The organism is Synechococcus sp. PH41509, from assembly GCF_020514285.1.
Classification (GTDB): domain Bacteria; phylum Cyanobacteriota; class Cyanobacteriia; order PCC-6307; family Cyanobiaceae; genus Parasynechococcus.
Map to the genome: position 1 here is coordinate 188882 of NZ_VTLD01000026.1, position 23612 is coordinate 212493.

The 23612-nt window shown below is 56.4% G+C and carries 29 protein-coding genes; 12 read left to right on the forward strand and 17 right to left on the reverse strand.

The genetic code is table 11. The annotated features are described in order from the left end of the window. Window positions 1-407: 407 nt before the first annotated feature. The 5 genes from FZZ88_RS10825 to FZZ88_RS10840 form a co-directional block, all read right to left on the reverse strand. Window positions 408-1445 (reverse strand): chlorophyll a/b binding light-harvesting protein, encoded by a 1038-nt coding sequence (locus FZZ88_RS10825; protein ID WP_166017358.1) that lies wholly within the window; start codon window positions 1443-1445, stop codon window positions 408-410. Window positions 1446-3005: 1560 nt separating this feature from the next. Further along, window positions 3006-3203 (reverse strand): hypothetical protein, encoded by a 198-nt coding sequence (locus tag FZZ88_RS10830; RefSeq protein ID WP_115025169.1) that lies wholly within the window; start codon window positions 3201-3203, stop codon window positions 3006-3008. 114 nt (window positions 3204-3317) lie between these two features. Beyond that, window positions 3318-3440 (reverse strand): hypothetical protein, encoded by a 123-nt coding sequence (locus FZZ88_RS12195; protein WP_255606288.1) that lies wholly within the window; start codon window positions 3438-3440, stop codon window positions 3318-3320. 139 nt (window positions 3441-3579) lie between these two features. Further along, entirely contained in the window at window positions 3580-3780 is a 201-nt protein-coding gene (gene rpmG, locus FZZ88_RS10835; protein WP_115025170.1) for a 50S ribosomal protein L33, read from the reverse strand. Between the two features lie 743 nt (window positions 3781-4523). Next, window positions 4524-5051: a hypothetical protein gene (locus tag FZZ88_RS10840; RefSeq protein WP_370520007.1), complete on the reverse strand. Its 528-nt coding sequence runs from the start codon at window positions 5049-5051 to the stop codon at window positions 4524-4526. A 40-nt stretch (window positions 5052-5091) separates the two neighbouring features. Here FZZ88_RS10840 and FZZ88_RS10845 point away from each other — a divergent pair, with 40 nt between their 5' ends. After that, a complete protein-coding gene (locus FZZ88_RS10845; RefSeq protein ID WP_166017160.1) occupies window positions 5092-5802 on the forward strand; it encodes a putative 2OG-Fe(II) oxygenase in 711 nt (236 codons plus the stop codon). Window positions 5803-5844: 42 nt separating this feature from the next. Further along, window positions 5845-6096 carry a hypothetical protein gene (locus FZZ88_RS10850; RefSeq protein WP_166017161.1) on the forward strand — a complete coding sequence of 84 codons (252 nt, stop codon included), beginning with the start codon at window positions 5845-5847 and terminating at the stop codon, window positions 6094-6096. Here the strand turns inward: FZZ88_RS10850 and FZZ88_RS10855 are convergent. From FZZ88_RS10855 to FZZ88_RS10865, 3 genes are read right to left on the reverse strand one after another with little or no spacing between them, the layout of a single operon-like run. Then, window positions 6059-6853, reverse strand: a complete 795-nt coding sequence (locus FZZ88_RS10855) for a metallophosphoesterase (protein WP_166017162.1) — start codon at window positions 6851-6853, stop codon at window positions 6059-6061. The genes FZZ88_RS10850 and FZZ88_RS10855 overlap by 38 nt on opposite strands. Beyond that, window positions 6831-7064, reverse strand: coding sequence for a TIGR02450 family Trp-rich protein (locus FZZ88_RS10860; protein ID WP_166017163.1), 234 nt, complete (start codon window positions 7062-7064; stop codon window positions 6831-6833). The genes FZZ88_RS10855 and FZZ88_RS10860 overlap by 23 nt, the downstream gene beginning before the upstream one ends. Beyond that, window positions 7064-7330 (reverse strand): DUF3764 family protein, encoded by a 267-nt coding sequence (locus FZZ88_RS10865; protein WP_115025365.1) that lies wholly within the window; start codon window positions 7328-7330, stop codon window positions 7064-7066. The genes FZZ88_RS10860 and FZZ88_RS10865 overlap by 1 nt, the downstream gene beginning before the upstream one ends. A 146-nt stretch (window positions 7331-7476) precedes the next feature. Here FZZ88_RS10865 and FZZ88_RS10870 point away from each other — a divergent pair, with 146 nt between their 5' ends. Continuing rightward, complete coding sequence (locus FZZ88_RS10870) at window positions 7477-7932, forward strand: Fur family transcriptional regulator (RefSeq protein WP_166017164.1); 456 nt, start codon at window positions 7477-7479, stop codon at window positions 7930-7932. 18 nt (window positions 7933-7950) lie between these two features. On the opposite strand, the gene FZZ88_RS10875 is transcribed toward FZZ88_RS10870, so the two are convergent. The 6 genes from FZZ88_RS10875 to stpA form a co-directional block, all read right to left on the reverse strand. Further along, window positions 7951-8145, reverse strand: coding sequence for a hypothetical protein (locus tag FZZ88_RS10875; RefSeq protein WP_115025175.1), 195 nt, complete (start codon window positions 8143-8145; stop codon window positions 7951-7953). A 119-nt stretch (window positions 8146-8264) separates the two neighbouring features. Continuing rightward, window positions 8265-8660, reverse strand: coding sequence for a hypothetical protein (locus FZZ88_RS10880; RefSeq protein WP_115025176.1), 396 nt, complete (start codon window positions 8658-8660; stop codon window positions 8265-8267). Between the two features lie 3 nt (window positions 8661-8663). Further along, complete coding sequence (locus FZZ88_RS10885) at window positions 8664-8843, reverse strand: DUF3721 domain-containing protein (RefSeq protein ID WP_226423677.1); 180 nt, start codon at window positions 8841-8843, stop codon at window positions 8664-8666. Between the two features lie 84 nt (window positions 8844-8927). After that, entirely contained in the window at window positions 8928-9872 is a 945-nt protein-coding gene (gene arsS, locus FZZ88_RS10890; RefSeq protein ID WP_226423678.1) for an arsenosugar biosynthesis radical SAM (seleno)protein ArsS, read from the reverse strand. A gap of 89 nt (window positions 9873-9961) precedes the next feature. Next, window positions 9962-10180, reverse strand: coding sequence for a hypothetical protein (locus FZZ88_RS10895; RefSeq protein WP_166017167.1), 219 nt, complete (start codon window positions 10178-10180; stop codon window positions 9962-9964). 79 nt (window positions 10181-10259) lie between these two features. Further along, window positions 10260-11477 carry a glucosylglycerol 3-phosphatase gene (gene stpA / locus FZZ88_RS10900; RefSeq protein WP_166017168.1) on the reverse strand — a complete coding sequence of 406 codons (1218 nt, stop codon included), beginning with the start codon at window positions 11475-11477 and terminating at the stop codon, window positions 10260-10262. Between the two features lie 223 nt (window positions 11478-11700). Here stpA and FZZ88_RS10905 point away from each other — a divergent pair, with 223 nt between their 5' ends. Continuing rightward, on the forward strand, window positions 11701-13005 hold the full coding sequence (locus tag FZZ88_RS10905) for a Rieske 2Fe-2S domain-containing protein (RefSeq protein ID WP_166017169.1): 1305 nt from the start codon (window positions 11701-11703) through the stop codon (window positions 13003-13005). Here the strand turns inward: FZZ88_RS10905 and FZZ88_RS10910 are convergent, their stop codons facing one another. Then, window positions 13006-13464 carry a hypothetical protein gene (locus FZZ88_RS10910; protein WP_166017170.1) on the reverse strand — a complete coding sequence of 153 codons (459 nt, stop codon included), beginning with the start codon at window positions 13462-13464 and terminating at the stop codon, window positions 13006-13008. Between the two features lie 302 nt (window positions 13465-13766). On the opposite strand from FZZ88_RS10910, the gene FZZ88_RS10915 reads away from it, so the two are divergent. The 8 genes from FZZ88_RS10915 (at window position 13767) to FZZ88_RS10950 (ending at window position 22151) form a co-directional block, all read left to right on the forward strand. Further along, on the forward strand, window positions 13767-14330 hold the full coding sequence (locus FZZ88_RS10915; protein WP_166017171.1) for a glutathione S-transferase family protein: 564 nt from the start codon (window positions 13767-13769) through the stop codon (window positions 14328-14330). A 518-nt stretch (window positions 14331-14848) separates the two neighbouring features. Beyond that, window positions 14849-16363 carry a hypothetical protein gene (locus FZZ88_RS10920; protein WP_166017172.1) on the forward strand — a complete coding sequence of 505 codons (1515 nt, stop codon included), beginning with the start codon at window positions 14849-14851 and terminating at the stop codon, window positions 16361-16363. 82 nt (window positions 16364-16445) lie between these two features. Then, entirely contained in the window at window positions 16446-17564 is a 1119-nt protein-coding gene (locus FZZ88_RS10925) for a phosphotransferase enzyme family protein (RefSeq protein ID WP_166017360.1), read from the forward strand. 1 nt (window position 17565) lies between these two features. Next, window positions 17566-18141: a DOMON-like domain-containing protein gene (locus FZZ88_RS10930; RefSeq protein WP_166017173.1), complete on the forward strand. Its 576-nt coding sequence runs from the start codon at window positions 17566-17568 to the stop codon at window positions 18139-18141. Window positions 18142-18180: 39 nt separating this feature from the next. After that, a complete protein-coding gene (locus FZZ88_RS10935) occupies window positions 18181-19170 on the forward strand; it encodes a transglycosylase SLT domain-containing protein (RefSeq protein ID WP_166017361.1) in 990 nt (329 codons plus the stop codon). Between the two features lie 43 nt (window positions 19171-19213). After that, window positions 19214-19885 (forward strand): hypothetical protein, encoded by a 672-nt coding sequence (locus FZZ88_RS10940; RefSeq protein WP_166017174.1) that lies wholly within the window; start codon window positions 19214-19216, stop codon window positions 19883-19885. Window positions 19886-19914: 29 nt separating this feature from the next. Beyond that, a complete protein-coding gene (locus FZZ88_RS10945; RefSeq protein ID WP_166017175.1) occupies window positions 19915-21240 on the forward strand; it encodes an O-acetylhomoserine aminocarboxypropyltransferase/cysteine synthase family protein in 1326 nt (441 codons plus the stop codon). Between the two features lie 17 nt (window positions 21241-21257). Next, a complete protein-coding gene (locus FZZ88_RS10950) occupies window positions 21258-22151 on the forward strand; it encodes a homoserine O-succinyltransferase (protein WP_166017176.1) in 894 nt (297 codons plus the stop codon). 6 nt (window positions 22152-22157) lie between these two features. On the opposite strand, the gene FZZ88_RS10955 is transcribed toward FZZ88_RS10950, so the two are convergent. Then, window positions 22158-23261 carry a DUF819 family protein gene (locus FZZ88_RS10955; RefSeq protein WP_166017177.1) on the reverse strand — a complete coding sequence of 368 codons (1104 nt, stop codon included), beginning with the start codon at window positions 23259-23261 and terminating at the stop codon, window positions 22158-22160. A gap of 8 nt (window positions 23262-23269) precedes the next feature. Next, entirely contained in the window at window positions 23270-23587 is a 318-nt protein-coding gene (locus FZZ88_RS10960) for a hypothetical protein (protein ID WP_115093507.1), read from the reverse strand. Window positions 23588-23612: the final 25 nt, after the last annotated feature.

A 23612-nucleotide genomic window follows, 5' to 3' on the forward strand; every position in this document is an offset into this window, starting at 1 on the left:
AAGCGGCGATCAAAGGATTGAGGCAACCAAAACGAGACACAAAGAACAAAATCGCAGGCGATAGGGCGACATTTTGTCGACACACACAAAGACAAAAGTCCTCATCTAGAGAATCCATCCAATACACAACAGGCCAGGCAGGAGCTCGACAAGGCCTTGCATTACTCCTTCAGCCCTTGAAATGTTTGATGCGAGACGGTCGATGGGTCTCATGATGACGAAGTGGATATCTGCACAGCAGCCTGAAAAAATATCGTTAAAAGGTTACCTACAAGACGAAATAATCCAGGAAAAGGATGATGTGGTTTCAGAAATAATCAGACAAGGCGGACGTTCGGCCGAATCACGAAACAAAAAAATCCCCCCATCTCACTGAGATGAGGGGTACATCAGAAACGGCAGATCAATCAGGCACTGATCTTGGAATTTCCCATGTTGTCAAGCGCCTCAGAAACGCGCTTGAAGTTAAAGCCCATGCCGCGCAAGGCATGCCAAAAATGCCCCTGCAGGAAGAAGAATGCAAGGTAGAAGTGCGTATTGGCCAGCCAAGCCCGGGCTGAGTGGGCACCACCTTCAAGAGTAGTTGCGTCGCTGAAGTAGGGAGAGAAAGCGAAATTCAATTTCAATGGATCGCCATACAGCTCAACGGGGTAAATTGTTGTGTTTTGAGCACACCAAATGGCGGTCACAAATCCCATCAGAGCTATACCTGCAAGCGAGTAAGACAAAATTGACTCCCCGTTGTAGATCAAGACCTTTTTGAAGGGACCGAAAGGGCTGGAGATGATATGCCAAACACCACCAATCGTGAGAATGAAGGCCAATACAGCATGGCCACCCATCACGTCCTCAAGACTGCTGATGGAAAGAAAATTAGCCTGATAACCCCACACCATGCCAAGGTCAATGTTTGGTTCAACCCGTCGAACAGATCCGATGGCGCTGTCGTAAATTCCATGGCGCTTTGCCCATTCAACGAAGGCGATGACTCCGAGGCCGAGAAAAATCAGGTGATGACCCAGGATGAAAGTGAGCTTTTTGCCATCACTCCATTCAAAGTGAAACTTTTGGGCGCGGCCCTCAGCTTCTGAAAGGTCTTTGGGAGCTCGAAGCGTATGCCAGATTCCAGCTGCTCCAAGTACAGCAGATGAAACCAGATGGAATGCTGCGATCGCGATGAGGGGTTGCTGGTCAATGATTACAGCACCTTCTCCTACGCCGAAGCCAAGGCCGGCAAGATGTGGAATCAAAATCAGCCCTTGTTCTCCCATTGGCAGTGTTCCGTCATAACGGGCCAACTCAAACAAGGTGAAGGCACCAGCCCAAAACATGATCAAGCCTGCATGGGCTGCATGGGCTGCAATAAAAGAGCCGCTGCGTTTAGCCACGCCTGAGTTTCCAGCCCACCAGTCATAACTGACTGACGAACTTCCATAAGACTGCATTTTCAAAAAAATGTGGCATTCGCAACTTAAGAATTGGCCCGATCAAATTCGCCTTATTTTTACATTACTTTTTAGGGGTAGGTCTTATTTAACCAGAAAAAGAATCATTTGCACAAATTAAACCTTGACCGCATCAATGGAGACAGCAGGAAAGACTAATTGTAGCAAGCAGTGGATCAATCAAGAACATGCTGGATCCTGTTAGCTGCAAAAATCCACCGGCATCCACAACAAATCACAAAAGCAATTGAGAGCATTCGAAGTATCAAATGAATGCGCAGGCACAGAAGAAGAGTCTTTAGATTTTGCCTGAGCCTGCAGGGGTTTTGCAGGCTCAGGCGAGCCATGGTTCATCCACCCATGGCTTGTCTTTTAAATACAGAATAAAAAAGAGATCTACCCCTCGAAATTATTGACGAGGAGTAAATCACTTATGTTTTTGCCGAACCCCGTCCAAGGGCGACCTAACTATTATCAAGACTTGACAGCACAGCCACGTAATTAACGCATCAAGAGCATGTTAAATCTAAAACGTTGATCGAGTCAATTGATCGAAAGGAAGAGCGACACCTTTAGTGATGCCCATCCAGAAGGCAATGCATATGCGATGACTTCGAACCATCCTTACCACCAGATTGAAGACTATGGGCAATTCCACCAACGTTCATATCAAAGCCAAAAAAAGGCATCAAAACAATGGAGCAATATTTTGCCTATTATTTTTTGCTCCTGAGACCTAGCAAAACATCAGCATTACGAATTACTGGTGGAGTGTGGATTATAGGGATCATGCCAAACGGTGGGACGCAACACTCGACGCCGCTCAGTAACGCATCGAACTGTGGTCTGATGGGCTTGTGCAATAGCATCAATAAGACCAATCGGCCATTCAGTTCCACAACGCATCTCTGCTTCTAAAACTGATGCATCAAGGTTGGTGAGACGAGTTGTCTTACGGGACATCAGAGAGCAGGGCCAGAGTGGGAAAGACTCATGCAGGCGATTGATTAGCGCAAAAAGCAACCCAATCAGCACCGACATTAATACTGTTTTTAGTGCACGTCTGACTGACCCTTGAACCTGGAGGGGAAAAGGGCCAGACGACGCCAATGAATTCGACAGCAGCGAATCCATTGCAGGAACAGCTCCGGCTGGAATGAACTGTTCAAACAAATATTCGCTGGCTCCCTGGAAAGATGTGCTTCCAATGCCGCTACAGCGAGATTCCTTTGAGCAATGACAACGTGACCAATGCAACCCCAGACTGAGGGATCAACTCTCTCGATCTTCCATGAATCAGTGGTGGTGGAGTGGCAAGGCTTGAGAACGGTGTGACAAACCACAAGTGGGTTCTCAGGCTGGTTCCCATGGAATCCACAAGTCATTCTCGGCTAGCGCCTAAACATGAAGCCTGACTGGCTGGTCTGCCAAGAACAGGATTGACGAGTCAGTGCCAAGCCGAAGCAACAACAGTTCCCTCACAATGCGCTTCAGTGACTGCCATTAGCTTCACCCAACCATATCCACCGATGCCGCAATCCCTTTTGGGTTGAGTCAAAATCAGTCAATCTTGAGTCTTTGCGATTCATTTTCAAGCCGCTCTTTCACCAACTCCGCAAAATCACAATAGCTTATATCTTCTGTCTGTTTATCTCTCATGATCTCCTGAGCCTCCTGCATTAAATAGTCATAGGTAGTCTTATCAGTGGTTCGGTTTGCCAAGTCAATGATATGGGCAAATGCTTCGATGTTTGTCATGACTAGAATGCAGTTGCCTAGAAATTAGCCTGATTGCTGCTCAAGGGTCGTCTTAAATTCTACCAATGGCCAATCGTATTGATACGCAAAAACATTCAAACGCCTAAGAGCTGATCAATCAATAATTCGCCAATCATTGACAATGAGCATTGCCATGGTATTCACTTGGAACCAAGAGAGAAGAGCCACGCTGGCATGAATCGAATCCGCTATCCCCTCATCGCCAATTGTGCTCATGGGAGCTCATCAGCGACACCTAGGCAAAGTTACATCAGGAAGATAAAACTGCTTATAAGCGTGCATCTTCCTATCTCACATTAGAGCTTTTGAGCAATTCAATTATTCCAAAACCAGCACAGATAAACTCTTTCTCTTATCACTTGATTTCACGATGCAATGTCATTCTGTTGAGCTGCGGGCAGAACTTCATGAGCTCAAGCCTATCGGGAGTATTTCTCCGATTTTTTGTGGTCGTATAACGGGATACACCTGGCGAGCGTTTTTCGGAAGTTGCAGCTGTTCTGCACTCTGTACATTCAAGAGTGACAACAATTCGAACACCTTTGCTCTTAGCCATGAAAATAAAATTGCAATCAAAACAAAATTGGCTGGACTGACTCTCCGTCGCTCATGAAGAAGAGTCAGCTGTAACCCCAGCTTGATGACCCGGATAAGTCATCGAATTGAAGGTGCCTCGCGAGAACCTTCAAATTTCATCTTGCCTCCGGCTCACGCAGGCGTTGCATAAAAATGAGAAGTTGGCATCACTCAAATGAAACCAGGTCTCGTTTCAAAGCTGCCGAAGACAAATGCGGTAACGCTGGACTGACTCTCCATCGCTCATGAAGAAGAGTCAGTTCTGCTCCAGCGCCCGATGGCTCGCCAGAATCATCGGGTGAAGAGGCGCCGTCAAGCTGCCCTTCAAAGCAACGATGACCTTGAAAAGTGGCAATTACCGTTCCGATGAAGCAGTGACTTTGACCAAATGAGACGGGAGCAAGTTGCAAGACGACTCATCAGGGTGAGATAACGCTGGACCGACTCCCCCTACGACGAAGAAGTCAGTTGGTGTACCAGCGCCCGATGACACGATCAATCATCGATTTGGATGCTTCTCCAAGCGTCCACTACGAATATCTCTCAGTGAAATGTTCGATGGCGTTCCGATGAGTCAACGACATTGTTCAAATGAGCCAAAGCCCTGTGACGATGAATTCAATACGTCTGCTGGTTTCAAGAAGCAGTCTGTATTGCTCAACAATCTCGCTGAAAACCGAGTTGACCCGTCAAGAGTCGATTTTTGATTAAGGCCGCAAAAAGTCAGTTCACCACCTTCAGAGTGCGAATTCCCGAGGCCTTAACCCAACTTGCGAGTGCATCGATGTCAGCCCTCTTTGGAATGCAGATGCACCCTATGCCGGGGTAACAGCGGTGGATTCCCAGAGCACTGCGAGTGGTGTCGAAGCGAGGGGTCAGGTCAAACCAAAGATCGTTACCCCAAGGTTCGGGACGTCCCAAGCTGTACTCGCCGGCGGGTAAGGGGGCAGCATTGCCGGGACTCCAGCGGCGATCAGCGGTTTGGCGCCCGGCAACACCACTGGCTGCTGGCCAACTGGCCAGGAGTCGAGAGCCTCGATGCAGCTCAACCTTCCAGATGCGGTTGCCGTCAGGGAACCGCTCAGCAGTTCGGCGGGTACTGAGCTGCAGTGTCCCTCCCTGCAGCAAGGCTGTCGTGGGCCCCTGTTGCCCCAGTAGATCAGGAGCCGCCACAGCAACGGAGCCCACAAGCACCAAAGGCAGCAGGAGTGCGTGGCGCAGCATCACGATCGGCATGAACAGTCCACCCACTTTGGGGCTGCCACGATGACCTGCAGCAGACCAGTCATTGGTGGACGTTCTCGATCTGTTTCCACGCTCCATCCTTCGGGGCACCCTGCCGGACCCTTTGCTCCAGCAGCTGATTGATCTAAGCGAAAGCGTTCTCGCCAATCCTGATTCCAGCCCCGATGCATCAGCGAAGCTGGCCGGTCAACTGCGTCAGCAACGCGAACTACGGCCGGACCAACCAGGCGTGCAGGACCTCAGCAACAACCACCTGCTGCCTGCCTGTGATCGCTGGATCCGCCATGTGATGGACCGTCAGCCTCCCCAAGGTCGCGGCCCCTGGGTTCCCGGTCGATACCGCTTGCAGATGATTGATCTCTGGCTCAATTGCCAGACCGCAGGCGACTACAACCCCACCCACACCCATGGCGGCAGCTTTTCCGGGGTGATCTTTCTAAAGGTGCCACCCCAGATCAATGCCAATAGTTTTGATGGCCAACTCTGCTTCCACGGTCCGGAAGACTGGCATCTGCAATCGTTCCGCACCGGAATGGCGCACTACGTGCTGCCCGTCCCCGGAGAGTTCTATGTGTTCCCGGCCTGGCAACCCCATTCGGTGATGCCCTTCCGTGGTGAAGGGGAGCGCTGGTCCCTCGCTTTCAATGCCATGGCAGCACCTGGTGCTGCACCAACCGCAATGCAACAGCCCGCCCAGCAGCACCCCCTTGGCAACGTCTCCCTCTCGAGTCAGCGCCCCACCGCCAAGGGATTCTGAGAAGAGCTGCCAGAGTCAACTGGTTGCATCTGTTCAGGATTCATGGGTCAAACAGAGCCACTCGAGCAGGCCAAAGCGATCGCATCGGCGTTGGAGCAGTTGGCCGATCAGTTGCGCCCTGAAGTGATTCGCTCAGCGAGGCTGGATCAAGAGGGACGTCGGGATCTCGACCGGATCGAGTATGCCCTGGGCACCATTGGCAAGGCCTTGATCCTGACGGACTATTCCATCGACGAAGAAAAAGACATCGACAAGCTCAAGGCCTTCCGCGCATCCCAGAAAGGGATGGGCTGACGTCAGACCAACGCAGCACTTGATGCTGAAGATCTCCATCAGACGACAGGTCGAGAAGCCTTCCGCCTGGATCAGCAGCTCGGTCGAGGGGACAAGCCTGCACTGCCTTGAAACTGCAAAGCGTGGAAGGGCAGCCCAGGAGTGACACATCAGGACGCGTCGCCCAGTGGCCTAGCCAATGCTGATGAATATGGCCAAACAAAACCGCCCGCAGAGCGAGATGGGGACGCAACACAGCCTCAAGAGAATCTTGATCAAGCAACCGGATCGCATCCATGCCGTCATCACCGATGGCGATCGGAGGATGATGAAGAGCAACCACAAGGGGCAGATCACGGCGCTCTGAATGCTGCAAACGCCGTTCCAGCCACTGGAGCTGAGCCAAGCCGAGCTGACCGGCTGCAGAAGAAACCTTGTGGCTGTTCAGCAGTACCAAGCGCACTCCTCTGACCACAAAATCAGCGGGGCCTGTCACGCACGCCCTCCCAAAAACCGCATCCAGCAACAGCGGGTGATCGTGGTTACCGGGCACCAGAGCAACCTTGCAGCGCACGTGGTTGGTCAGGGCTGTTCGCAGCCGGACATAGCCACCCCAGCTTTCGTCCTGGCACAGATCACCCGTGACCAGAACCAGATCGGGGTCCATGGCGCAGCCAACCCGCAGAGCTTGCTCCAGGCGTGCGAGGGCCAGCCTTCCCCGCACCAGACCCTGATCAGCTGCCACCAGGTGTGGATCACTCAGTTGGAGAATTCGCATCGTCCTCAGGAATGGACTGCCAGCCGCTGCTCCAGCGATTTGAATCTTTGAGCTCGCTCCAGAGCACCCGCTCCCGATGGGATGGCTTCAGGACAGCGGCCAATTCCACCCAGCGCTGATCACCGCTCCCACCCTGCGTGATCAACTCGAAATGGCGATAACCGGCAACCGGGCTCTGGCTGGTCCAGGCCCGCGCAGGACGCCAAACCATCAGCTGGCGACGAACACCTGGCTGATGGTGCTCTCAATCACATGCCCTGAAGCCTCGATCATGTCGGTGTTGTCGGCGATGAATTGCTCCATCACACCGGGAGAGGCTTGCATCACGGCGCAGACCTTGGTGGGGTCCTCCTTACTGACTCCCCGGTAGAGGGAAGTAATACCAGCGATTTTCTGAAGCGGCAGAGATGCGTCATAGGTGGCGACCCATTCAGCAAATGACTTGGTGATCGTGAAGGTGAGGACGTGGGTTTCCATCGACCAGAACGACATCGTTGGCGGACGTTATCACCAGAATTCGTCTTGCTTCATCGGCAACCGATGGGATTAGATCACGACAATGAAATAGAGGCGAGACGGCACTCTCATTAAGGACTACTATTGAGAACAAGCGAGGAGAAGCTGTGACATCGTCCTCCGCGCCTGCCGCAACTGACACAACTTTGCAGCGGGGACTGCATCAGGACGGGCGTCGACTCACCCCGCAGCGCAAACGTGTTCTTGAACTGTTTGAACACTGTGGATCCGGTTGTCACCTCAGTGCCGAGGAGGTGCACCAGCAGCTGGCGGCACTCGACATGAAGGTATCCCTGGCCACGGTGTATCGCACCCTGCGCCTCCTGGCCGACATGGGATTGCTCCAAGAACTGGAACTCAGTGAGGGAGGACGACGCTTCGAGCTAGCCGTCGAAGATCATCGTCAACATCACCATGTGGTCTGCATCCGCTGCGGACGGACAGAAGAATTTGAAAGCGAATCCGTTCTTGCAGCAGGGGCTGCTGCAGCAGAACATGTTGGCTTTCAACTCATTGAAGCCAGCCTGAATGTGCGCGCGATCTGCCCCAAGTGCCAGGGATAAGCACTTAACAGCCGATCATTAAGCGCGAAATTCCCTGTCGTAGAGATCTGTCACAAGGAGGTCAATGAGCTGCACGGAAACAAGCTCTTTTTCGCGCCTCAAGGTGTTCAACAACACTTGAACCTGGCGATGATGCATCAACGACACCTCACCCATCTCCAGCCATCGGGCACTGAGTAGGGATTGAAGACGCTCACGTGGAGACGATGACATCGGGTACGCCCCTCTTTGTCACACTGAAGCCAGCAGAACGACCTCTGAGAAGGTGCCTGCAACAGAAGTCTTCCGAAGCTTTTGTGAAGCGAAGCCTTGGGGAGCTTCCTTTGGCGGCCTTACTGAGGGTGCTCGTTACAGGGCATCCAGTAGCGATCGCCCATGCGGTGCACTCCTTTGCAGCCCAACTTGCGTGCCTGCTCCTCCGCCTCCTCTCGACTTGGATAGGCCAGATAGCGCGGGTTGGTCGTGGAGCGAATCTGAATCAACCCCATGCTCATCGGGCCTGCTGTGATCACACCCATGGTGTTGACACCCACCGCTACCAATCCCATCCCAACGATGGCTGCATTGATCACGCCCATCGCCACCACACCGATCGAAACCACCCCCATCGGCACCACCCCAATGCAGATGACCCCCATCGGCACGATGCCGATGGAGATGGTGCCCAGAGGAGCTACCCCGATCGCAATTCGCTTCGGCTTGCTGCCGCAGTGCCCACCTTCACTCATGAATCAGTGCGCTCCATGGTGATCCGCCTCACCGTGCTTATCGCAAACCATCCACATCTCACCCATCTGATGCGCACCCGTGCAACCAAATCCTGGGGCAGCCGCTTCGGCTTCGGCTTTGGTGCTGAACATCGCCTGTTTGGGTTGGCCATGCGCCTCAGCCATGGCTCCCGTCGCAGACATCAGAAGAACAACTGCAGCGAAACAAATGCGATTCAGCGGCATGGCCTCGACACATATCTCCCCACTATGCCCATGAAGAGAGAATCAGCCCTGAAGTGCTCCACCACAACTTGACCCTGCGCCAGCGGTACAGCCGAAACAATGCTGAGCCGTGTGGATCGACTGATCCGCTGGAACGGTTGAGAGGCGCATCAGATCACGAAGGTGACGGAGCTCCCCGGGACAGGGCAGTCCGAGCTGCTGGTTGAAATCGCAGTCATACAGATGGCCTTGCCAGTCCACACTGATCAGCTGGCGGCACATCACAGACTCCAGATTTTCGGGGTTGTGCGCTTCCTCCAGAAGGGCTTGATATGACTGCAATTCGCTGTTGATTTCCAATTGCCTGGCGAACCGTTGGATGGGCATGTTGGCCAGCGTCAGTAGACGATCAAACCGGATCCCCAACCCAGCCAATGCGGTCTTGTAATCAGCCTCCAAGGCCTGCTGGGGGGGAGGCAAAACCGGGCCAAGGGGGTTGTAAACGAGATCCAGCTGCCGATTGGGATCGCCCGTTCCGTAGCCCAGAGCATTGAGCTGCCGCAAGCCGCTGATGCTGCGTTCAAACACGCCATCACCTCTCTGGCGATCGACATTCTCAGCGCTGTAACAGGGCAAGGAGGCTGTGATGCAAACACCCTGATCCGCCAAGAATTCAGCCAGGTCCTCCTGATCCGGTTCACTCAGGATTGTGAGATTGCAGCGGTCAATCACCGCGGTTCCGCGTGATCGTGCCTGCCGCACCAAATCACGAAAGCCCGGATGCAGCTCCGGTGCTCCCCCCGTGAGATCGAGGCAGGCGATCCCATGGCGCTCAAGAATCTGAGGAATCAACGCCAGAAGATCCGCAGTCATCATCTCGGTGCGGGTCGGCCCAGCATTCACATGGCAATGGGCACAGCTTTGGTTGCAGCGGTACCCAAGATTGACCTGCAACGTTGTGAGCTGTCCGCGCTTCAGTGGCGGGAAAACCCTCTCAACGACAGTCACCGGCACCTAACAGATAACGCTGATTCTTCCAGACAGCAGATCGGAGTGGAGTTGGTGCTTGTCGACACAATCAACGGGTCTTCTCTTAATCAGCTGCGTTCACCGGCGGAGGCGAACATCCCACTGCGGCGAAACTGATGGTCGAACTTGAGGCCGGCAACCGCATCCGTACAGATGGGTTCTGAAGCTGGCAAATCAATAGTGCAGGGGGCAATCTGAGCTTCCATCACCGCATGAATCGACAAGGCGACGATCGGAAAGGCGGTACCGCTGAGGACAGCGAGAACAACGCAGGTTTTGGCAAACATGAGAAGTGAGTTGGTGCTGAAGCAACCCTCCTCAAATCAGGGTTGATCCCCGATGACACCGGTCAAGCGCAGTTGTGATTTAGCGCACAGGATCCGCAGAGCGACGCGCGGAAAGCTGGCGGAACCAGGTGATGTACTGGTCCGGACCGTCGGGCATCAGCACGTCAATCCGAAGGGAATCCTCTGGATCGGTGATGCCTTGCAAGCTCCCATCGGCGTGGCTGGGCCGATCCACTTCGCCATGGCTGCTGTCGACGAGAACAACGCGGTTGGGTTGACCACACCAGGCCCCGAGGTCCTGCAACAGGTTGAGGAACCCTCGATCACTGCCGCCTCGCAGCCAACCCTTGCCATCAGCTGATGCCGTGGAGGTAACGGTGTCGCCCACCCCCACCAACAACGGCATCCGTTCCGCGGGGATCCGCTCCTTCACCAAGGCCAACAGCGCACCGGGGGTGTGGGGAGCCGTTCTCACATTGAAGGCATCACCTAAGGGGGATTCACCCCAACGGCGCTTGATGTGCTGATTGAGCAGCACCAGAAGGCCAGCCTCCTTGATGGAGCCTGTGAGCATGAATTGAATGTCGGTGGTTCCGACATCCCCGAAAGCAGCGGGTTTGATCCGTTCATCCCCTTGTGCATCACGGCCCAGGTTGGGAGCCACATGTAGAAAGAAAGACCCCTCCAAGCCCTGATCTGAAGCTTCGGCAAGCAACTGATGCATCAGCTCCGACAGCATCGCCTGAAGAGCCTGCTGACAAGTCACATCACCGGGGACAAAAGCAAAAATCCCATTGAGATTGATCGTCGGTGAGACCTGGGTGTCCAACACGGCGGCTTTGGCAACCTGAGCCAGGTCGTCACCATGCAGCTGCGGAAGCAGGGCCGGCAGCCGCTCCATCAGCAGGGATTCCATCCTGCTGGGGGCTTCAGCAAGGAAGGTCATTTCCTCCTGCGAGACGCCGGGATGGCTCAGGTCGCCAAAGCGATCCTGCAACTGCACTCCTCCAGCCGCCAAACCAGGCAGATAACGGCCCACGCGTTTGGGTAGATCAGGATCCGCAAGGGCCTGTTCCACAAGACGGTTCACCCCGCGACGGCCCTCATGTTCACCATTGGTCAACACTGCGAATTGGCCATCCAGGGCAGCGACTGCTTCCACATAGGCAGGATCCATGCACCGTGTCAGTGGATCCTTCACGAGTTGCATGCAGACGCCATCGAGGTCCTGCACGATCAACAGGTCTTCAGCACCTGTGAGCTCTTGCAGGAACTGGTCGGGCGTCAGACGGGGCATGGAGATTCAGAGATGTCGCTTCAGACGAATGCACAACAGTGCAATTTCTTCGCGCAACTCCTTAGTTCCAAACGAGTGAGAAGTCCAGTGGCGGAGACAGGGAACAACTGATGGCAGAGGAGTCGACAATCCCTTTGCTTGGCTGATCCATGGCCACCCGCTGCAGCGAAACACCGCACCCCAGCGCCCCGCTAGCGAACATGTCGTTCCTCTAGCTCCCGCCATGCACCCCACCTGGACCGAACAGTGGTGGCCCATCAGCTATGTGCAGGACCTCGACCCCAAGAAGCCGAGTCGGTTCACCCTGCTAGAGCGGGATCTGGTGATCTGGTGGGATCTCGGCCAATCGAGCTGGCGCGTCTTCCCCGATGTCTGCCCCCACCGTCTGGTTCCCCTCAGCGAAGGCCGGATCAACGACGAAGGGCTCCTCGAATGTCCTTATCACGGCTGGAGTTTCGATGGCAGCGGCCAGTGCAAGCGCGTGCCGCAAGCGCTCGAGAACACCCAGCCCAACAACCGGCGCTCCCGCTGCGCCAGCTTGCCAACAGCTACAGGGCAGGGACTGCTGTTCGTCTGGATGGGTGCCCCCGATGCCGCAGACCCAAGTCAGCTCCCCCTGGTTCCAGCTCTTGAAGACAACCCTGAAAGCTGGACGGTGCAGGACACGTTCCGGGATCTCCCTATGGATGCGGTGACCCTGCTGGAAAACGTGCTCGACGTCAGTCACGTTCCTTTCACCCACCACAAAACCGTGGGCAAGCGGGACAACGCTGCCCCCGTTGAAGCCAACGTCACGCATGAAAACGCTGATGGCTTCGAAGCGTTCTGGGAGGAGGGGCCTCGCCGGGGCAAGCTCGGCGCCCAGTCCACCTGCTTTCGGGCGCCCCAACTGATGTGGCACGACCTCACCGCCAAGGGGTTCGGCCGCATCCTCACCGTTGTGTATGCCGTCCCGATCCGACGCGGCGAGTGCCGCCTGTTCGCCCGCTTCCCCTTCCAGTTCCAATCAGCCATCCCCCGCTTGCTGATCGGATTACGTCCCCGATGGTTGCAGCACATCGGCAACCACAAAGTGTTGGAAGACGATCAGGTGTTCCTGCACTGGCAGGAACGAGTGCTGGAACGGGCCGGCGGTAGCTCCGCCGTGGAGCGCAGCTTTTTTATGCCCACAACTTCAGACGTCTACGTCGCTGCCCTGCATCGCTGGTTGAACGCCAACGGCGGCGAGCCCTTTGCAGGGCAACGCCTACCACCCAGGCAAAGCACAACAGAGCTCATGGATCGGTACCTCAGCCACACCATCCATTGCCGCAGCTGCTCTGCAGCTTTGGCGAACATTCAAAAGGCTCGTCCATGGACCTGGGCGCTGCTCTGGGGCTCCGCCGTTCTTGTGGGCATCGAACAAGGCAACATTTGGAGCAGCGTCGGCTTGATGACCGCTGCACTGTCGGCCTTAGGACTGCGACAACTCAACCGCTGGGAGCAGGGCCTGACCGTCGGCAACGGCCAGCCCCCCCGCAACCGCTGATCAGAGCCCTGGAACAGGAAGCAAGGTCGGCTTCACCTTGCCCTGAATGTCGACCTTGCCGCCGATGGTGACTTTGTTGTCGACAGACACATCGGCTCGCACAGGTAGCGGTTGATCCGCCTTGACGGACACCTCGCCGTCAAGGCCGCTGACCCGTGCATCGGCATTCACCGTCACAGCTCCCGCAATCGATTTCACCGACACGGGGCCTTCAATCGCAAGAGGGACATCTCCGGAGATGGTCACCTGCTCCTGCACCACCACCGGTAAAGGCGTATCTGAGCGGATGGTGACGCTGGGTGGAAGGACAAGTTTGTCCACCTGCAACCCACCTTCAATGGAGATAGGAATGGGCCTACTCAGCAGTTTGACTGCCGTGGCCGCCAAAACCAGGCTGGACAAGACGACCGCCGCAGGCCAGCGGTACGCCATCAGCAGATCACGGCTGGACACAGGCATGTGAACAATGACTTGAGCGCATTACAACGTGTTTGGAGTGAACACGCCCGCCCAGACGCCATCACCACCTCTCGATCGATACATCAAGGGGAATCAGGCGACAGAGAAATTCATAAAACCATCAAACAAGGGCAACTTTTGAAGGCTTCGAAGTGCCAGGTTAAAACTAAAAATTGAATCCCTTTTAAACATAATCCTGCCCAGCAAACCCATCACGACTCCCGAAAAAAACCAACCCGCTAGGCAATGAAAATGCCGGGGAGCATCACAAGAGCTAGCATAGTTTTGATCGCTAACCAGTGATGACGCTTTATCTCTACGGCGGCCCCAAGACCCGTGTATCAATGCCGAAATGGTACGCGGCAGAAAAAGGTATTTCCTACAATTACGTCAACATTGACCTGGCAGCTCGTCAAAATCTTGAGCCGAGTTATTTGGAGGTGAATCCTTTCGGCAAGCTACCTGCCCTTAAAGACGACAGCAATGGATTAGTGCTGTTTGAGTCAGGCGCCATTCTTCAGTATCTCTCCGAGAATTACACCAACGAAGTCAAAGACCCAGCAACACGCGCCTCCATCATCCAGTGGATTCTTTTCGCCAACTCCACACTGGCGATCGCTTTATTCGTTCCCTCCAATAAGGAGCGGGAGTTTCCAAGACTGATGGCGACACTGAATGACCTCTACAGCAAGAAAAAGTTTTTGGTGGGGGATTGCTGGACAGCCGCCGATTGTGCAGTCAACGCATATCTCGGCTACCTCCCCATTTTTTATCCCAACGAAGATCTCTCAGCCTATCCAGAAATCCAGTCCCTCAATGAGCGGACACGCTCCAACCAAAATTACAGACTGATCATGGGCCTTTGACCCACCCTGATCTGAGGCTAACTTGTTAACAAGGGAGCAAAACTCAAACTTCAAAACCAGCAAAATATTCACCCCAGAGCCTAAAGATTAAGAAGCAATATGAGATCCACATGATTGCAAAATTGCTCTATAACAAATTCAAAGCTGATGACCGACCACACCAGACCCATCAACCTGCACGTCATCGGCGTCAATGTCCGACTCTGGGCCCAACCAAGCACAGAACAAAAGAAAGGCGCACGGTGCCGCCCTCAAGGAATTCACCTGAAACTCCAGTCAGATCATTGATTGCGTTCAAACATTCCAAAATTTGGATCTACCAAAGTTCCGAAGAGAATCACCCAATGTCAAAGCTTCTATTGATCGTCTTTGGCGTGAATTCAACCAACCCGCTTCTACCGTCACTCATCACCCCAATCCCACCCAGAAACGATGCCGAAAGACCTCCTCATCGTGATTGGAAACAGTATCTGTCTGCTGTGAGCAGTTTCACCCAGGGCGCTGCTTAGTCTTGCCAGATGCGCAACTCCTTCTTCGACCAGAGCCTGGATGCCGGAGCGATACGGCGGCGTGTGCAGGAGCTGTCGAACGGAAAGGTCGGCTTCTACAGCGTCGGGCTCTACCCCGCCTCACTGGCGTACAACTGCGCCATGCAGAACACGGAAGGGCGCCTGCTACTCGCCCCCCGCCCTGGACGGGACCTCCTAGGAGCCTTCCCCCAAGAGACGATTGCAAACATGGATGACGAGCACGTGGAGACCGTGCTTGAGATGGGTGGCCATCGCAGCGGCGGTGAACTGGTGGCCAACACCCTGAGCGATCTCATCGAGCGCTGTGAGCTCGTGGTGCTTAGCGCCAACAGCAATCACATCGAGGAAGACCTCCACGAAGCCCGTCGTTTAAAGGAAGAGCTCAATCGTGAGCAGGTGGTGCTGGCCTGTTTGGCGGGATCCTTCAACCATGACCCGATCAGCAACAGCGCCTATGTGCTCTGTGAACAACAACCTGAGCTCGCCTTCTTCTCCGGCTTCCACCGCCATGGAGCTCTACGCAATCCTTTCGATAGCTTCACGGCCAACTTCTGCCATCCCAATGCCCTAACAGCGATGTTGGGTGCCCAGTTGATGGACCAACTGTCCCCCAACATCCAGGTCTCCGCTGGTGTTCACAACGTGGAAGGGCAGTTCATCAAAGCCGCCAAAAACATGGCGTCGGTGTTCGCCGGGTTCGGCTACGGCTTCCATCAAGACAACCCAGGCGTGTTGCCAACGCTCCTAACCCTGCTGCTGAACCAGTGTCTGGATCAAGCGGCCACCGTGTCCATGGCACGACCCGACCGGCAACGGCTGTACCACCGTCAGCCCTTTCCTCTTACAGAACTGGGCTACGCCGTACCAAGGATTGAATCCACCCTGGTGCGTGACGGCGACTTCGAGCGGGTACGGGACCACACCTTTAGCCAGCTCACGGCCATGGTGGCCGATGTGCGCGGCAGCATGATGCTGCCCGTCTCCGGCAGCCCAACCCGTAATTTCCAGGCCGGGCAAGTGATGGCCAAGGAGATGCGCGATCAGGGCCGCTGTCCCCATTCCATGGAGGAGCTGGAACAGTGGTGTGAAGCCGCAGGCCTGCGCAAAGGCGGACTAGAGGGCTTGAAATCACTACGGTATTGGCCTCAAATCGCCCGCAAATACGCGATCCCAGCTCACGACGCTTCCATGGTGAATCTGCTGTACATGGCGATTTATGGACGTGGTGGCGTAAAAGAAACCGCCTATCAGGTGATGACGGAAAGCCGGGAACTCTCCAGCTACTGCCAGGAATCAGTACGACCAAGCCATAGCCGTCGGTATGCAGAAGCTCTGCAAAACCTGGATGTCCCCAAAGCTCTCGACCTCGTGGTGAACGCCGTGATTGCGGACAATGCCAATCAGGCCATGCGCAGAAAGATGGCCCTCGACGAGAACGGTGAGACCGGAACACCGGCCTACCTGCAATTGATGGACGTGATCGAAAGCCAGCTCGAGGCCTAAGTCGGCTGCTGTTCTGCACACCTGAACGGGGCAGAGCACCGGAAGAACGGCAAGGTGCGGCCTGAGACCCATGCGACCGTTCATGACTGAGGCCCTGGAAGCCATCGCTGATCGCTTCCATCCTCGCGAAGGGATCAAAGCCATCCGCTCCCTTGGCTCCGGCAACGTCAACGAAACCTTCCTTGTGACTCACGAAGGACAGGACGGTGCCTTTGTCATGCAACGCCTGAACACAAGCGTGTTCGATCGTCCCGACCTGGTGATGCAGAACCTGCAGGCCCTGGGTGACCACATGGAACGCCGCCTCGCGTCTCCACCGCCGCAACTGAAGGGACGCCGCTGGGAAGTACCCAGAGTGGTTCCCTGTCGGAGAGAAGCCTCCCCCTGGATCGAACAGAACGGAGAGTTCTGGCGCTCGATCACCTACATCGGTGCAGCCACCACCAGTGATGTGATCAGGGACAGCGCCCACGCCAAGGAAGTGGGGTACGGGCTCGGGATGTTCCACCACCTGATCAGTGACCTGCCTACCGATCAACTGGCTGACACCCTGGAAAATTTCCATGTCACACCGGCCTATCTCCAACGCTTCGATGTCGCCGCCACGGCCACGGGCCGCTTGGGCCCTGCCGAACGTGATGCCTGCGCGTTTGTAGACCAGCGCCGCGAGGGCGTGGATGTTCTGGAAGCAGCTCTATCGCGCGGCGAACTCCATCACCGTCCCATCCACGGGGACCCGAAGATCAACAACGTGATGATTGACGAGGCCAGCGGCCAGGCCATTGGACTGATTGATCTGGACACAGTCAAACCGGGACTCGTCCACTACGACATCGGCGACTGTTTACGGTCCTGTTGCAATCCAGCTGGAGAAGAAACCCTCACCCTGGACGACGTGGAATTCGATATGAACCTCTGTGAGGCCATTCTCAAGGGCTACCTATCAGTTGCTGGTGGGTTCCTGAATGACTGGGACCTGCACTATCTGCCCCACTGCATCCGTCTGATTCCACTGGAACTGGGGCTGCGGTTCCTCACGGATCATCTGGAAGGCGACGTGTATTTCCGCTGCGATCGGCCTGGGCACAATTTGCAACGGGCTCTGGTGCAATTCCGACTCACCGAAGCGGTGGAACGACAATTCAGCGCCTTGGAAGACCTGGTCAAGCGACTGCAGCATCAGCAGTGTCCAAGCCACTGAGATGGCGCGTTCTGCAGTGATGCTGCGTCAGGCATGCCGCCTGATCCCCTTTGAACGGTCCATTCCTCCAGGACTCCAGATCAGCGCCGAGCTCGTCTGGACGAGCGAGGGATGGCTGGAGCTCAGCTATGGAGTCCTGGCCCGCGCGGCCACAGGCATCAATGCGCTGCGTCTGCCGACGGGGCTGAATGCTGGGTCACAACAGGGACAACGCAGGGATGATCTCTGGACCACCACGTGCTTCGAGGCGTTTCTCGCCGCCCCTGGCGAGCAAGGTTATTGGGAAATAAATTTGGCTCCCAATGGTGATTGGGCGGTTTATCGCTTCGATCATTACCGCAGTGGCCAGACCCATCAAGAGCTCAGCACACCCCCAACCGTGCGGCTGCAACGCGGGGCGCATCAACTGCGGCTGGACGCCCGGATTTCTTTGGAGCCCTGGTGGACGCAAGGGAGCTGCCCAGACCTGGCATTGACGGCTGTGATCGATCGCGGTCACGAGGGGCTAAGCCATTGGGCTCTGTGCCACGGACGCAAGCCGGATTTTCACGACCGCAGCACCTTCCTTGCGGCCTGAACCGCACCGGTAGTGTCAGCACAGCGCCCCTGCCTCACCATGCGCAGCCGCAACGTGCTGGTTGTCTCGGCTCTCACGGCAACCCTGCTTGGAGGGCTTTGGCTTAAACCGAAACAGCCACGGGCCGAAGCAGAAGCGTTAGTGACCGCACCGGTGGTGACTACGGCAGTGATGACGGTGCCGGTAGCACTTCCAGCCCAAGCGACCCAACCCAAAACACGAGACGGCAGGCGATACCCCCTTGTGCCAGCCGACACAACCGAACTGGCAACGCTGCTGGCAGCTGTTGAACAGGCGTTACGGGACCCAGCCACGCCGGCCGATGCACTGCCAGATCTTGGGCATCAACAACAGGTGATCTACCGGGTGCTGTCCACGGACCAGCCCAGAGCCCAAGAGGTCATCAACGGCCTGCCTCCGCGCTGGCGCAGCGTGGCAGAAAGGCACCTCGCAGCACGGCGCGAATTCGTGCGTATGAGCCGTGGCCATGGACCGTCCATGCTCCCCGCCTGGCGGATCATTCAGCCCGAAGCAGCGGACAAGCTGCTCAGCTACTACCGCAAGGCCGAGGCGGCTACGGGAATTGAATGGGAGGTGCTGGCTGCAGTGAACCTCGTGGAAACCGGCATGGGGCGGATCGATGGCGTCTCCGTGGCCAATGCCCAGGGGCCCATGCAGTTTCTGCCCACCACCTGGGCAGAACCGGGGATTGGCGCCGGGAGCATCCGCGATCCCCACGACGCCATCCAGGCTGCGGCGCGATATCTGGTGCGTCGGGGCGGACTTCAGGACATTCGCCGCGGCCTTTGGGGCTACAACAACAGCGATTACTACGGCCGCGCGGTGCTCCTCTATGCCTCGCTGATGAGGGAGGATCCCGCGGCCTACACCGGTTTGTATCACTGGGAAATCCACTTCAATGCTGCGGCCGGTGATCTTTGGTTGCCGGTGGGCTACAACCAGCCGCAGCGCATCAGTGTTCAGGAGTATCTGCAGACCAACCCCGCCAGCAGATCACCAAACCGGTGAGCATCGACACCTACGCTGAGAACTGGCGTGATCCAGGAAGCGGGTGTCCAAGGAAACCTCCCATCGCGGTGATGAACTGAAAGGTCTCGGATGGTCCGAGATTGATGTGGCTCGCTACATCGAGCTCTGGGAATACCGGCAGCGCTGGGGGGCCATGAATTTGGAACGGGAGGATCGTCTCTTCCTGCGTAAGGCCGAAAAAGCTCTCCCGGCGATTTTGTCTGGAAGAGCTGCGGCCAAGAAACCAATCAAAGACAAGACCTACTACCGATGGCTGCGCTTCCATTTGGAGGCAATGACCGAGGCCGAGGCGGCGATGGGCCTTGCCGAAGGCGAACGCGGTGCATGGCCCGTGCTGCTGGAGGCCGAACTCCGTCTTCTCGACCATTACGAGCCTGTGCTTGGCTTGCCGGACACGCTGAAGGCCAAAGCCCTCAGCCCAGTGCGTGAAAAGCTCACAGCCCAGGTGGCCGCCCTCGGCAACACCAAGGCCTACGACTTCCAGGCACCCCTCATCGCACTCAAAGCGGAAGACACCAGCAACCGGTGGAAGCACCTACGCGAGGTGGATGCCAGTGATCGCACCTACCCCCTGCTCAGTGCCGACGGCGTGGCTGGATTCCGCAGCGAAGCCCACCGCGACATCCAGGCTTTCATTCGCAGCACGTTTCCTTCTCTGGCGGAAACGGACAAACCTGAGCTCGCTGACGACTAGAACAGGGGCAGTGCCCAACGCCGAGGACGATGTCTCACCGCTTCGAGACCCTGCAGCTTCATGCCGGGCAATCGCCCGATAGTGCAACCAACGCGCGGGCGGTTCCCATTTATCAGACCAGTTCGTACGTCTTCAATGACGCCGAACATGGGGCCAACCTTTTCGGTCTGAAGGAATTCGGGAACATCTACACCCGACTGATGAATCCCACCACAGACGTGTTTGAGAAACGCGTCGCCGCCCTCGAGGGCGGAGTGGCAGCTCTAGCAACCGCCTCAGGGCAGTCGGCTCAGTTTCTCGCTATCACCAACTGCATGCAGGCGGGAGACAACTTCGTCTCAACGTCTTATCTCTACGGCGGCACTTACAACCAGTTCAAGGTGCAGTTCCCGCGGCTGGGAATCAACGTGCGTTTTGCAGAAGGCGACGACGTCGCGAGTTTTGCGGCACAAATAGACGACAACACCAAAGCGCTTTATGTCGAAGCGATGGGCAATCCCCGCTTCAACATCCCTGATTTCGAGGGTCTCTCAGCACTCGCCAAAGAGAAAGGTATCCCCCTGATCGTTGACAACACATTGGGAGCCTGTGGTGCTCTGCTGCGACCGATTGAGCATGGCGCCGATGTGGTGGTGGAGAGTGCAACCAAATGGATCGGGGGCCACGGCACCAGCCTGGGGGGCGTGATCGTGGATGCCGGCACCTTCAATTGGGGCAACGGCAAGTTTCCCCTGATGAGCCAGCCCAGTGCGGCTTATCACGGTTTGGTGCATTGGGATGCGTTTGGCTTCGGCAGTGACGTCTGCAAGATGCTGGGCCTGCCGGAAGACCGCAACATCGCCTTCGCGCTGCGGGCCCGGGTGGAAGGTCTGCGGGATTGGGGCCCGGCCGTCAGTCCGTTCAACAGCTTCCTGCTGTTGCAAGGTCTGGAAACCCTGAGTCTGCGCGTGGAGCGCCACACCGAAAACGCCATGGCTTTGGCCACTTGGCTGGATGCGCATCCCGCCATCACCCATGTGAGCTATCCCGGCCTGGCGCACGATCCTTACAACGCTGCCGCCAAGAAATACCTGACAGGACGGGGCATGGGATGCATGCTGATGTTCTCCCTCAACGGCGGCTATGACGATGCCGTGCGCTTCATCGACAGCCTCAAGCTGGCCAGCCACCTCGCCAACGTGGGCGATGCGAAAACGCTGGTGATTCATCCCGCGTCCACAACCCACCAGCAACTCAGTGAGGCTGAACAGGCCTCTGCTGGCGTCACGCCCACGATGGTGCGGGTCTCCGTCGGACTCGAACACATCGACGACATCAAGGCCGACTTCGAGCAGGCCCTCGCCGTTCTCAGCTGAATGCCAACACAGCCCCCATGGCGCTGATCCTTCCTCGCAGCTACCACAAAATCGCGGAGGTTGAACGCAACCGGATCTCCTGGATTGAGCCTGAACAGGCCGAACGCCAGGACATCCGGCCCCTGCGTATTGGCATTCTCAACATCATGCCGCTGGGCAAGCAGTACGAGTTCAACCTGCTGCATCCGCTGGGTCTTTCGGTGCTGCAGATCGAACCGATTTGGATTCGACTCAACTCCCATGCCTACAAGAGTTGGGATCAGAACCATCTCAACCAGCTGTATGTGAGCTGGGACGAGGCCTTGTCCCAGGGCCCCCTTGATGGCCTGATCATCACCGGTGCCCCCGTGGAGCACCTGCCCTTTGAACAGGTCAGTTACTGGACAGAGCTGGTCAAATTGATCGAGGAAGCGCGACAAACCTGCGCCAGCACCCTCGGCCTTTGCTGGGCCGGTTTCGCCCTCGCCTACCTGGCTGGCGTCGACAAGGTGTCGTTCCCTCAAAAACTGTTCGGGATCTACCCCATGCGCAGCCTCGTTCCTGGTCATTCCCTAATGGGCACCCAAGACGATGATTTCGTCTGTCCCCAGAGCCGTCATGCAGGGCTGCCGGACGCTGCCATGGAAGCCGCACAACGGGATGGACGTCTCCGTCTGCTCGCCCACGGCGAGCAGGTGGGCTACACCATTTTCGAGACCCCGGATCAACGCCAGCTGATGCACTTGGGCCACCCCGAATACAACGTCGGGCGAATCGTCGGAGAGATGGAACGTGACCGGGCCCGGGGTGATGTTCCCCCGCCTGAGAATTTTGATGCTGCCCAACCCCAGACCCTGTGGCGATCCCATCGGAACCTTCTTTTCCAACAGTGGCTCTGGTTCTGCTACCAGAGGGTCAGCCTTAGGGCCTGAGCTGCGCTAAGTCAAACCCAGCAGAAACGCCGACAACAAGCCCAGATAGGTGCCGATCAAATAGCCCAGCAGACCGATGGCCACCCCAGGCATGGCAAGGGCTGGGCGGTTCAGGGATGTTGCCAGGGCCAGAGCAGTGCTGGGGCCACCGATGGCGGCCTGAGATGCCACCAGAGATTCGACCAAAGGCCAACGTTGCCAGGAACGCAGCACCAACAACAGACCCCCCTGAACAGCAACAATCCAGACGGCATAAAAGAAGACAGGCCATCCAGAACCGAACAACCCGGTCAAGGGAGAGCTGAGTCCAATCACAGTGAAGAAAGGTTGGATCAACAGCAAACCAAGCCCATAGCAACCCGAGCGCAAAGAACCACCAGGGAGCTGGGCAGCGATCAACGCCGTCGTGGTGAGCACCAGGATGGATGGACAGTCACTCCAACCCCGCTGTATCAGAGCAGTGAACAGCTCAGCTGTGCACAGAACGACACCGCCCCAGAGCAGTGACCACAGAACCCGGGGAACATCGGATCGCGATGGCGCATCGAGCTGGTTTCGATGCAACTGGGGCGCAACGGACCCCACCTCTTTACCCCAACGACGACCGATCAGGATGCTGAGGCCGAACCAAGTAGCAAAGACCACATGATCCGCGGCCATTGCCAAGAGGAGCAGTGGCTCCGGCGGCTGGAGGGTCCGGGCGACGGATACAAAGTTGAGGCTTCCTCCTGTGAAGGTGGCGGTGTAGATGCCTGCAAGAACAGTGCTTTTGCCCAAAAGCCAGGGCTTGAGCAAAACAGCCCCGAGCAGAACGGCGAGAAGCGTCGCCACCACAGCCACAACAAAAGGAGCGAAAAGACGCTGAGCCTCTGGCCAGATCCGTCGCAGATCAACAGCGAGTAGGAGCTGCGTGATGGCCAAGGACGTCAGCGGACCACTCACCCAAGCCGCTGCAGCTGTTTGCGGCTGCCAACCGGTGACGTTCGTCACCAGAAATCCGATCACCAGAACCACCATCGTGGTTCCGAGCTGGCGTCCAATGCGTGTCGAGCGACTGATCCACCATCCCGTCAGGGTGAGCGCCAGAACTCCAACCAGCGACACCACCATCGCGAGCTTTAAACCGTACGGTTCGGAGTTGTTTCGAGGGTTATTGAAGACTCAATAGGAACGGAATCAGGACGCTGAGCAGACTTGCGGTTGAGTTCCCTCTCCAGCGAGGCAATGCGCCTTTCACGAAGACAGTGGCGGCATCCGCCCAAGGTTTGTAGATGCTTTTCAGGCGTGATTGTGATCAGTTGAACCGGATGTTCTTTGCAGCGGATTTGAACAGGGCTCTTGTAACTACGCCAGCGGATCAAGCTGTAGTCGAATTGATCACCAAAACGCTGAACAGCGCGCTTAAGGAATTCTTCTTCGGTGATTCGGGCTCCCATGCATTCGAATGTATGGGACAGTCTC

What these genes read in the sequence shown, in the direction of transcription:
- FZZ88_RS10865 (WP_115025365.1), bottom strand. Translation starts at nt 7,330, where the DNA reads ATGGAAACCCACGTCCTCACCTTCACGATCACCAAGTCATTTGCTGAA.
- FZZ88_RS10850 (WP_166017161.1), top strand. Translation starts at nt 5,845, where the DNA reads ATGGGTCAAACAGAGCCACTCGAGCAGGCCAAAGCGATCGCATCGGCG.
- stpA (WP_166017168.1), bottom strand. Translation starts at nt 11,477, where the DNA reads ATGCCCCGTCTGACGCCCGACCAGTTCCTGCAAGAGCTCACAGGTGCT.
- FZZ88_RS10955 (WP_166017177.1), bottom strand. Translation starts at nt 23,261, where the DNA reads ATGGTGGTGTCGCTGGTTGGAGTTCTGGCGCTCACCCTGACGGGATGG.
- FZZ88_RS10885 (WP_226423677.1), bottom strand. Translation starts at nt 8,843, where the DNA reads ATGTCTGCGACGGGAGCCATGGCTGAGGCGCATGGCCAACCCAAACAG.
- FZZ88_RS10855 (WP_166017162.1), bottom strand. Translation starts at nt 6,853, where the DNA reads ATGCGAATTCTCCAACTGAGTGATCCACACCTGGTGGCAGCTGATCAG.
- FZZ88_RS10950 (WP_166017176.1), top strand. Translation starts at nt 21,258, where the DNA reads ATGGCGCTGATCCTTCCTCGCAGCTACCACAAAATCGCGGAGGTTGAA.
- rpmG (WP_115025170.1), bottom strand. Translation starts at nt 3,780, where the DNA reads ATGGCTAAGAGCAAAGGTGTTCGAATTGTTGTCACTCTTGAATGTACA.
- FZZ88_RS10825 (WP_166017358.1), bottom strand. Translation starts at nt 1,445, where the DNA reads ATGCAGTCTTATGGAAGTTCGTCAGTCAGTTATGACTGGTGGGCTGGA.
- FZZ88_RS10930 (WP_166017173.1), top strand. Translation starts at nt 17,566, where the DNA reads ATGGCGCGTTCTGCAGTGATGCTGCGTCAGGCATGCCGCCTGATCCCC.
- FZZ88_RS10960 (WP_115093507.1), bottom strand. Translation starts at nt 23,587, where the DNA reads ATGGGAGCCCGAATCACCGAAGAAGAATTCCTTAAGCGCGCTGTTCAG.
- FZZ88_RS12195 (WP_255606288.1), bottom strand. Translation starts at nt 3,440, where the DNA reads ATGAGCACAATTGGCGATGAGGGGATAGCGGATTCGATTCATGCCAGC.
- FZZ88_RS10945 (WP_166017175.1), top strand. Translation starts at nt 19,915, where the DNA reads ATGTCTCACCGCTTCGAGACCCTGCAGCTTCATGCCGGGCAATCGCCC.
- FZZ88_RS10910 (WP_166017170.1), bottom strand. Translation starts at nt 13,464, where the DNA reads ATGCCTGTGTCCAGCCGTGATCTGCTGATGGCGTACCGCTGGCCTGCG.
- FZZ88_RS10830 (WP_115025169.1), bottom strand. Translation starts at nt 3,203, where the DNA reads ATGACAAACATCGAAGCATTTGCCCATATCATTGACTTGGCAAACCGA.
- FZZ88_RS10915 (WP_166017171.1), top strand. Translation starts at nt 13,767, where the DNA reads ATGACGCTTTATCTCTACGGCGGCCCCAAGACCCGTGTATCAATGCCG.
- FZZ88_RS10895 (WP_166017167.1), bottom strand. Translation starts at nt 10,180, where the DNA reads ATGTTTGCCAAAACCTGCGTTGTTCTCGCTGTCCTCAGCGGTACCGCC.
- FZZ88_RS10935 (WP_166017361.1), top strand. Translation starts at nt 18,181, where the DNA reads ATGCGCAGCCGCAACGTGCTGGTTGTCTCGGCTCTCACGGCAACCCTG.
- FZZ88_RS10880 (WP_115025176.1), bottom strand. Translation starts at nt 8,660, where the DNA reads ATGAGTGAAGGTGGGCACTGCGGCAGCAAGCCGAAGCGAATTGCGATC.
- FZZ88_RS10905 (WP_166017169.1), top strand. Translation starts at nt 11,701, where the DNA reads ATGCACCCCACCTGGACCGAACAGTGGTGGCCCATCAGCTATGTGCAG.
- FZZ88_RS10860 (WP_166017163.1), bottom strand. Translation starts at nt 7,064, where the DNA reads ATGGTTTGGCGTCCTGCGCGGGCCTGGACCAGCCAGAGCCCGGTTGCC.
- FZZ88_RS10920 (WP_166017172.1), top strand. Translation starts at nt 14,849, where the DNA reads ATGCGCAACTCCTTCTTCGACCAGAGCCTGGATGCCGGAGCGATACGG.
- FZZ88_RS10875 (WP_115025175.1), bottom strand. Translation starts at nt 8,145, where the DNA reads ATGTCATCGTCTCCACGTGAGCGTCTTCAATCCCTACTCAGTGCCCGA.
- FZZ88_RS10925 (WP_166017360.1), top strand. Translation starts at nt 16,446, where the DNA reads ATGACTGAGGCCCTGGAAGCCATCGCTGATCGCTTCCATCCTCGCGAA.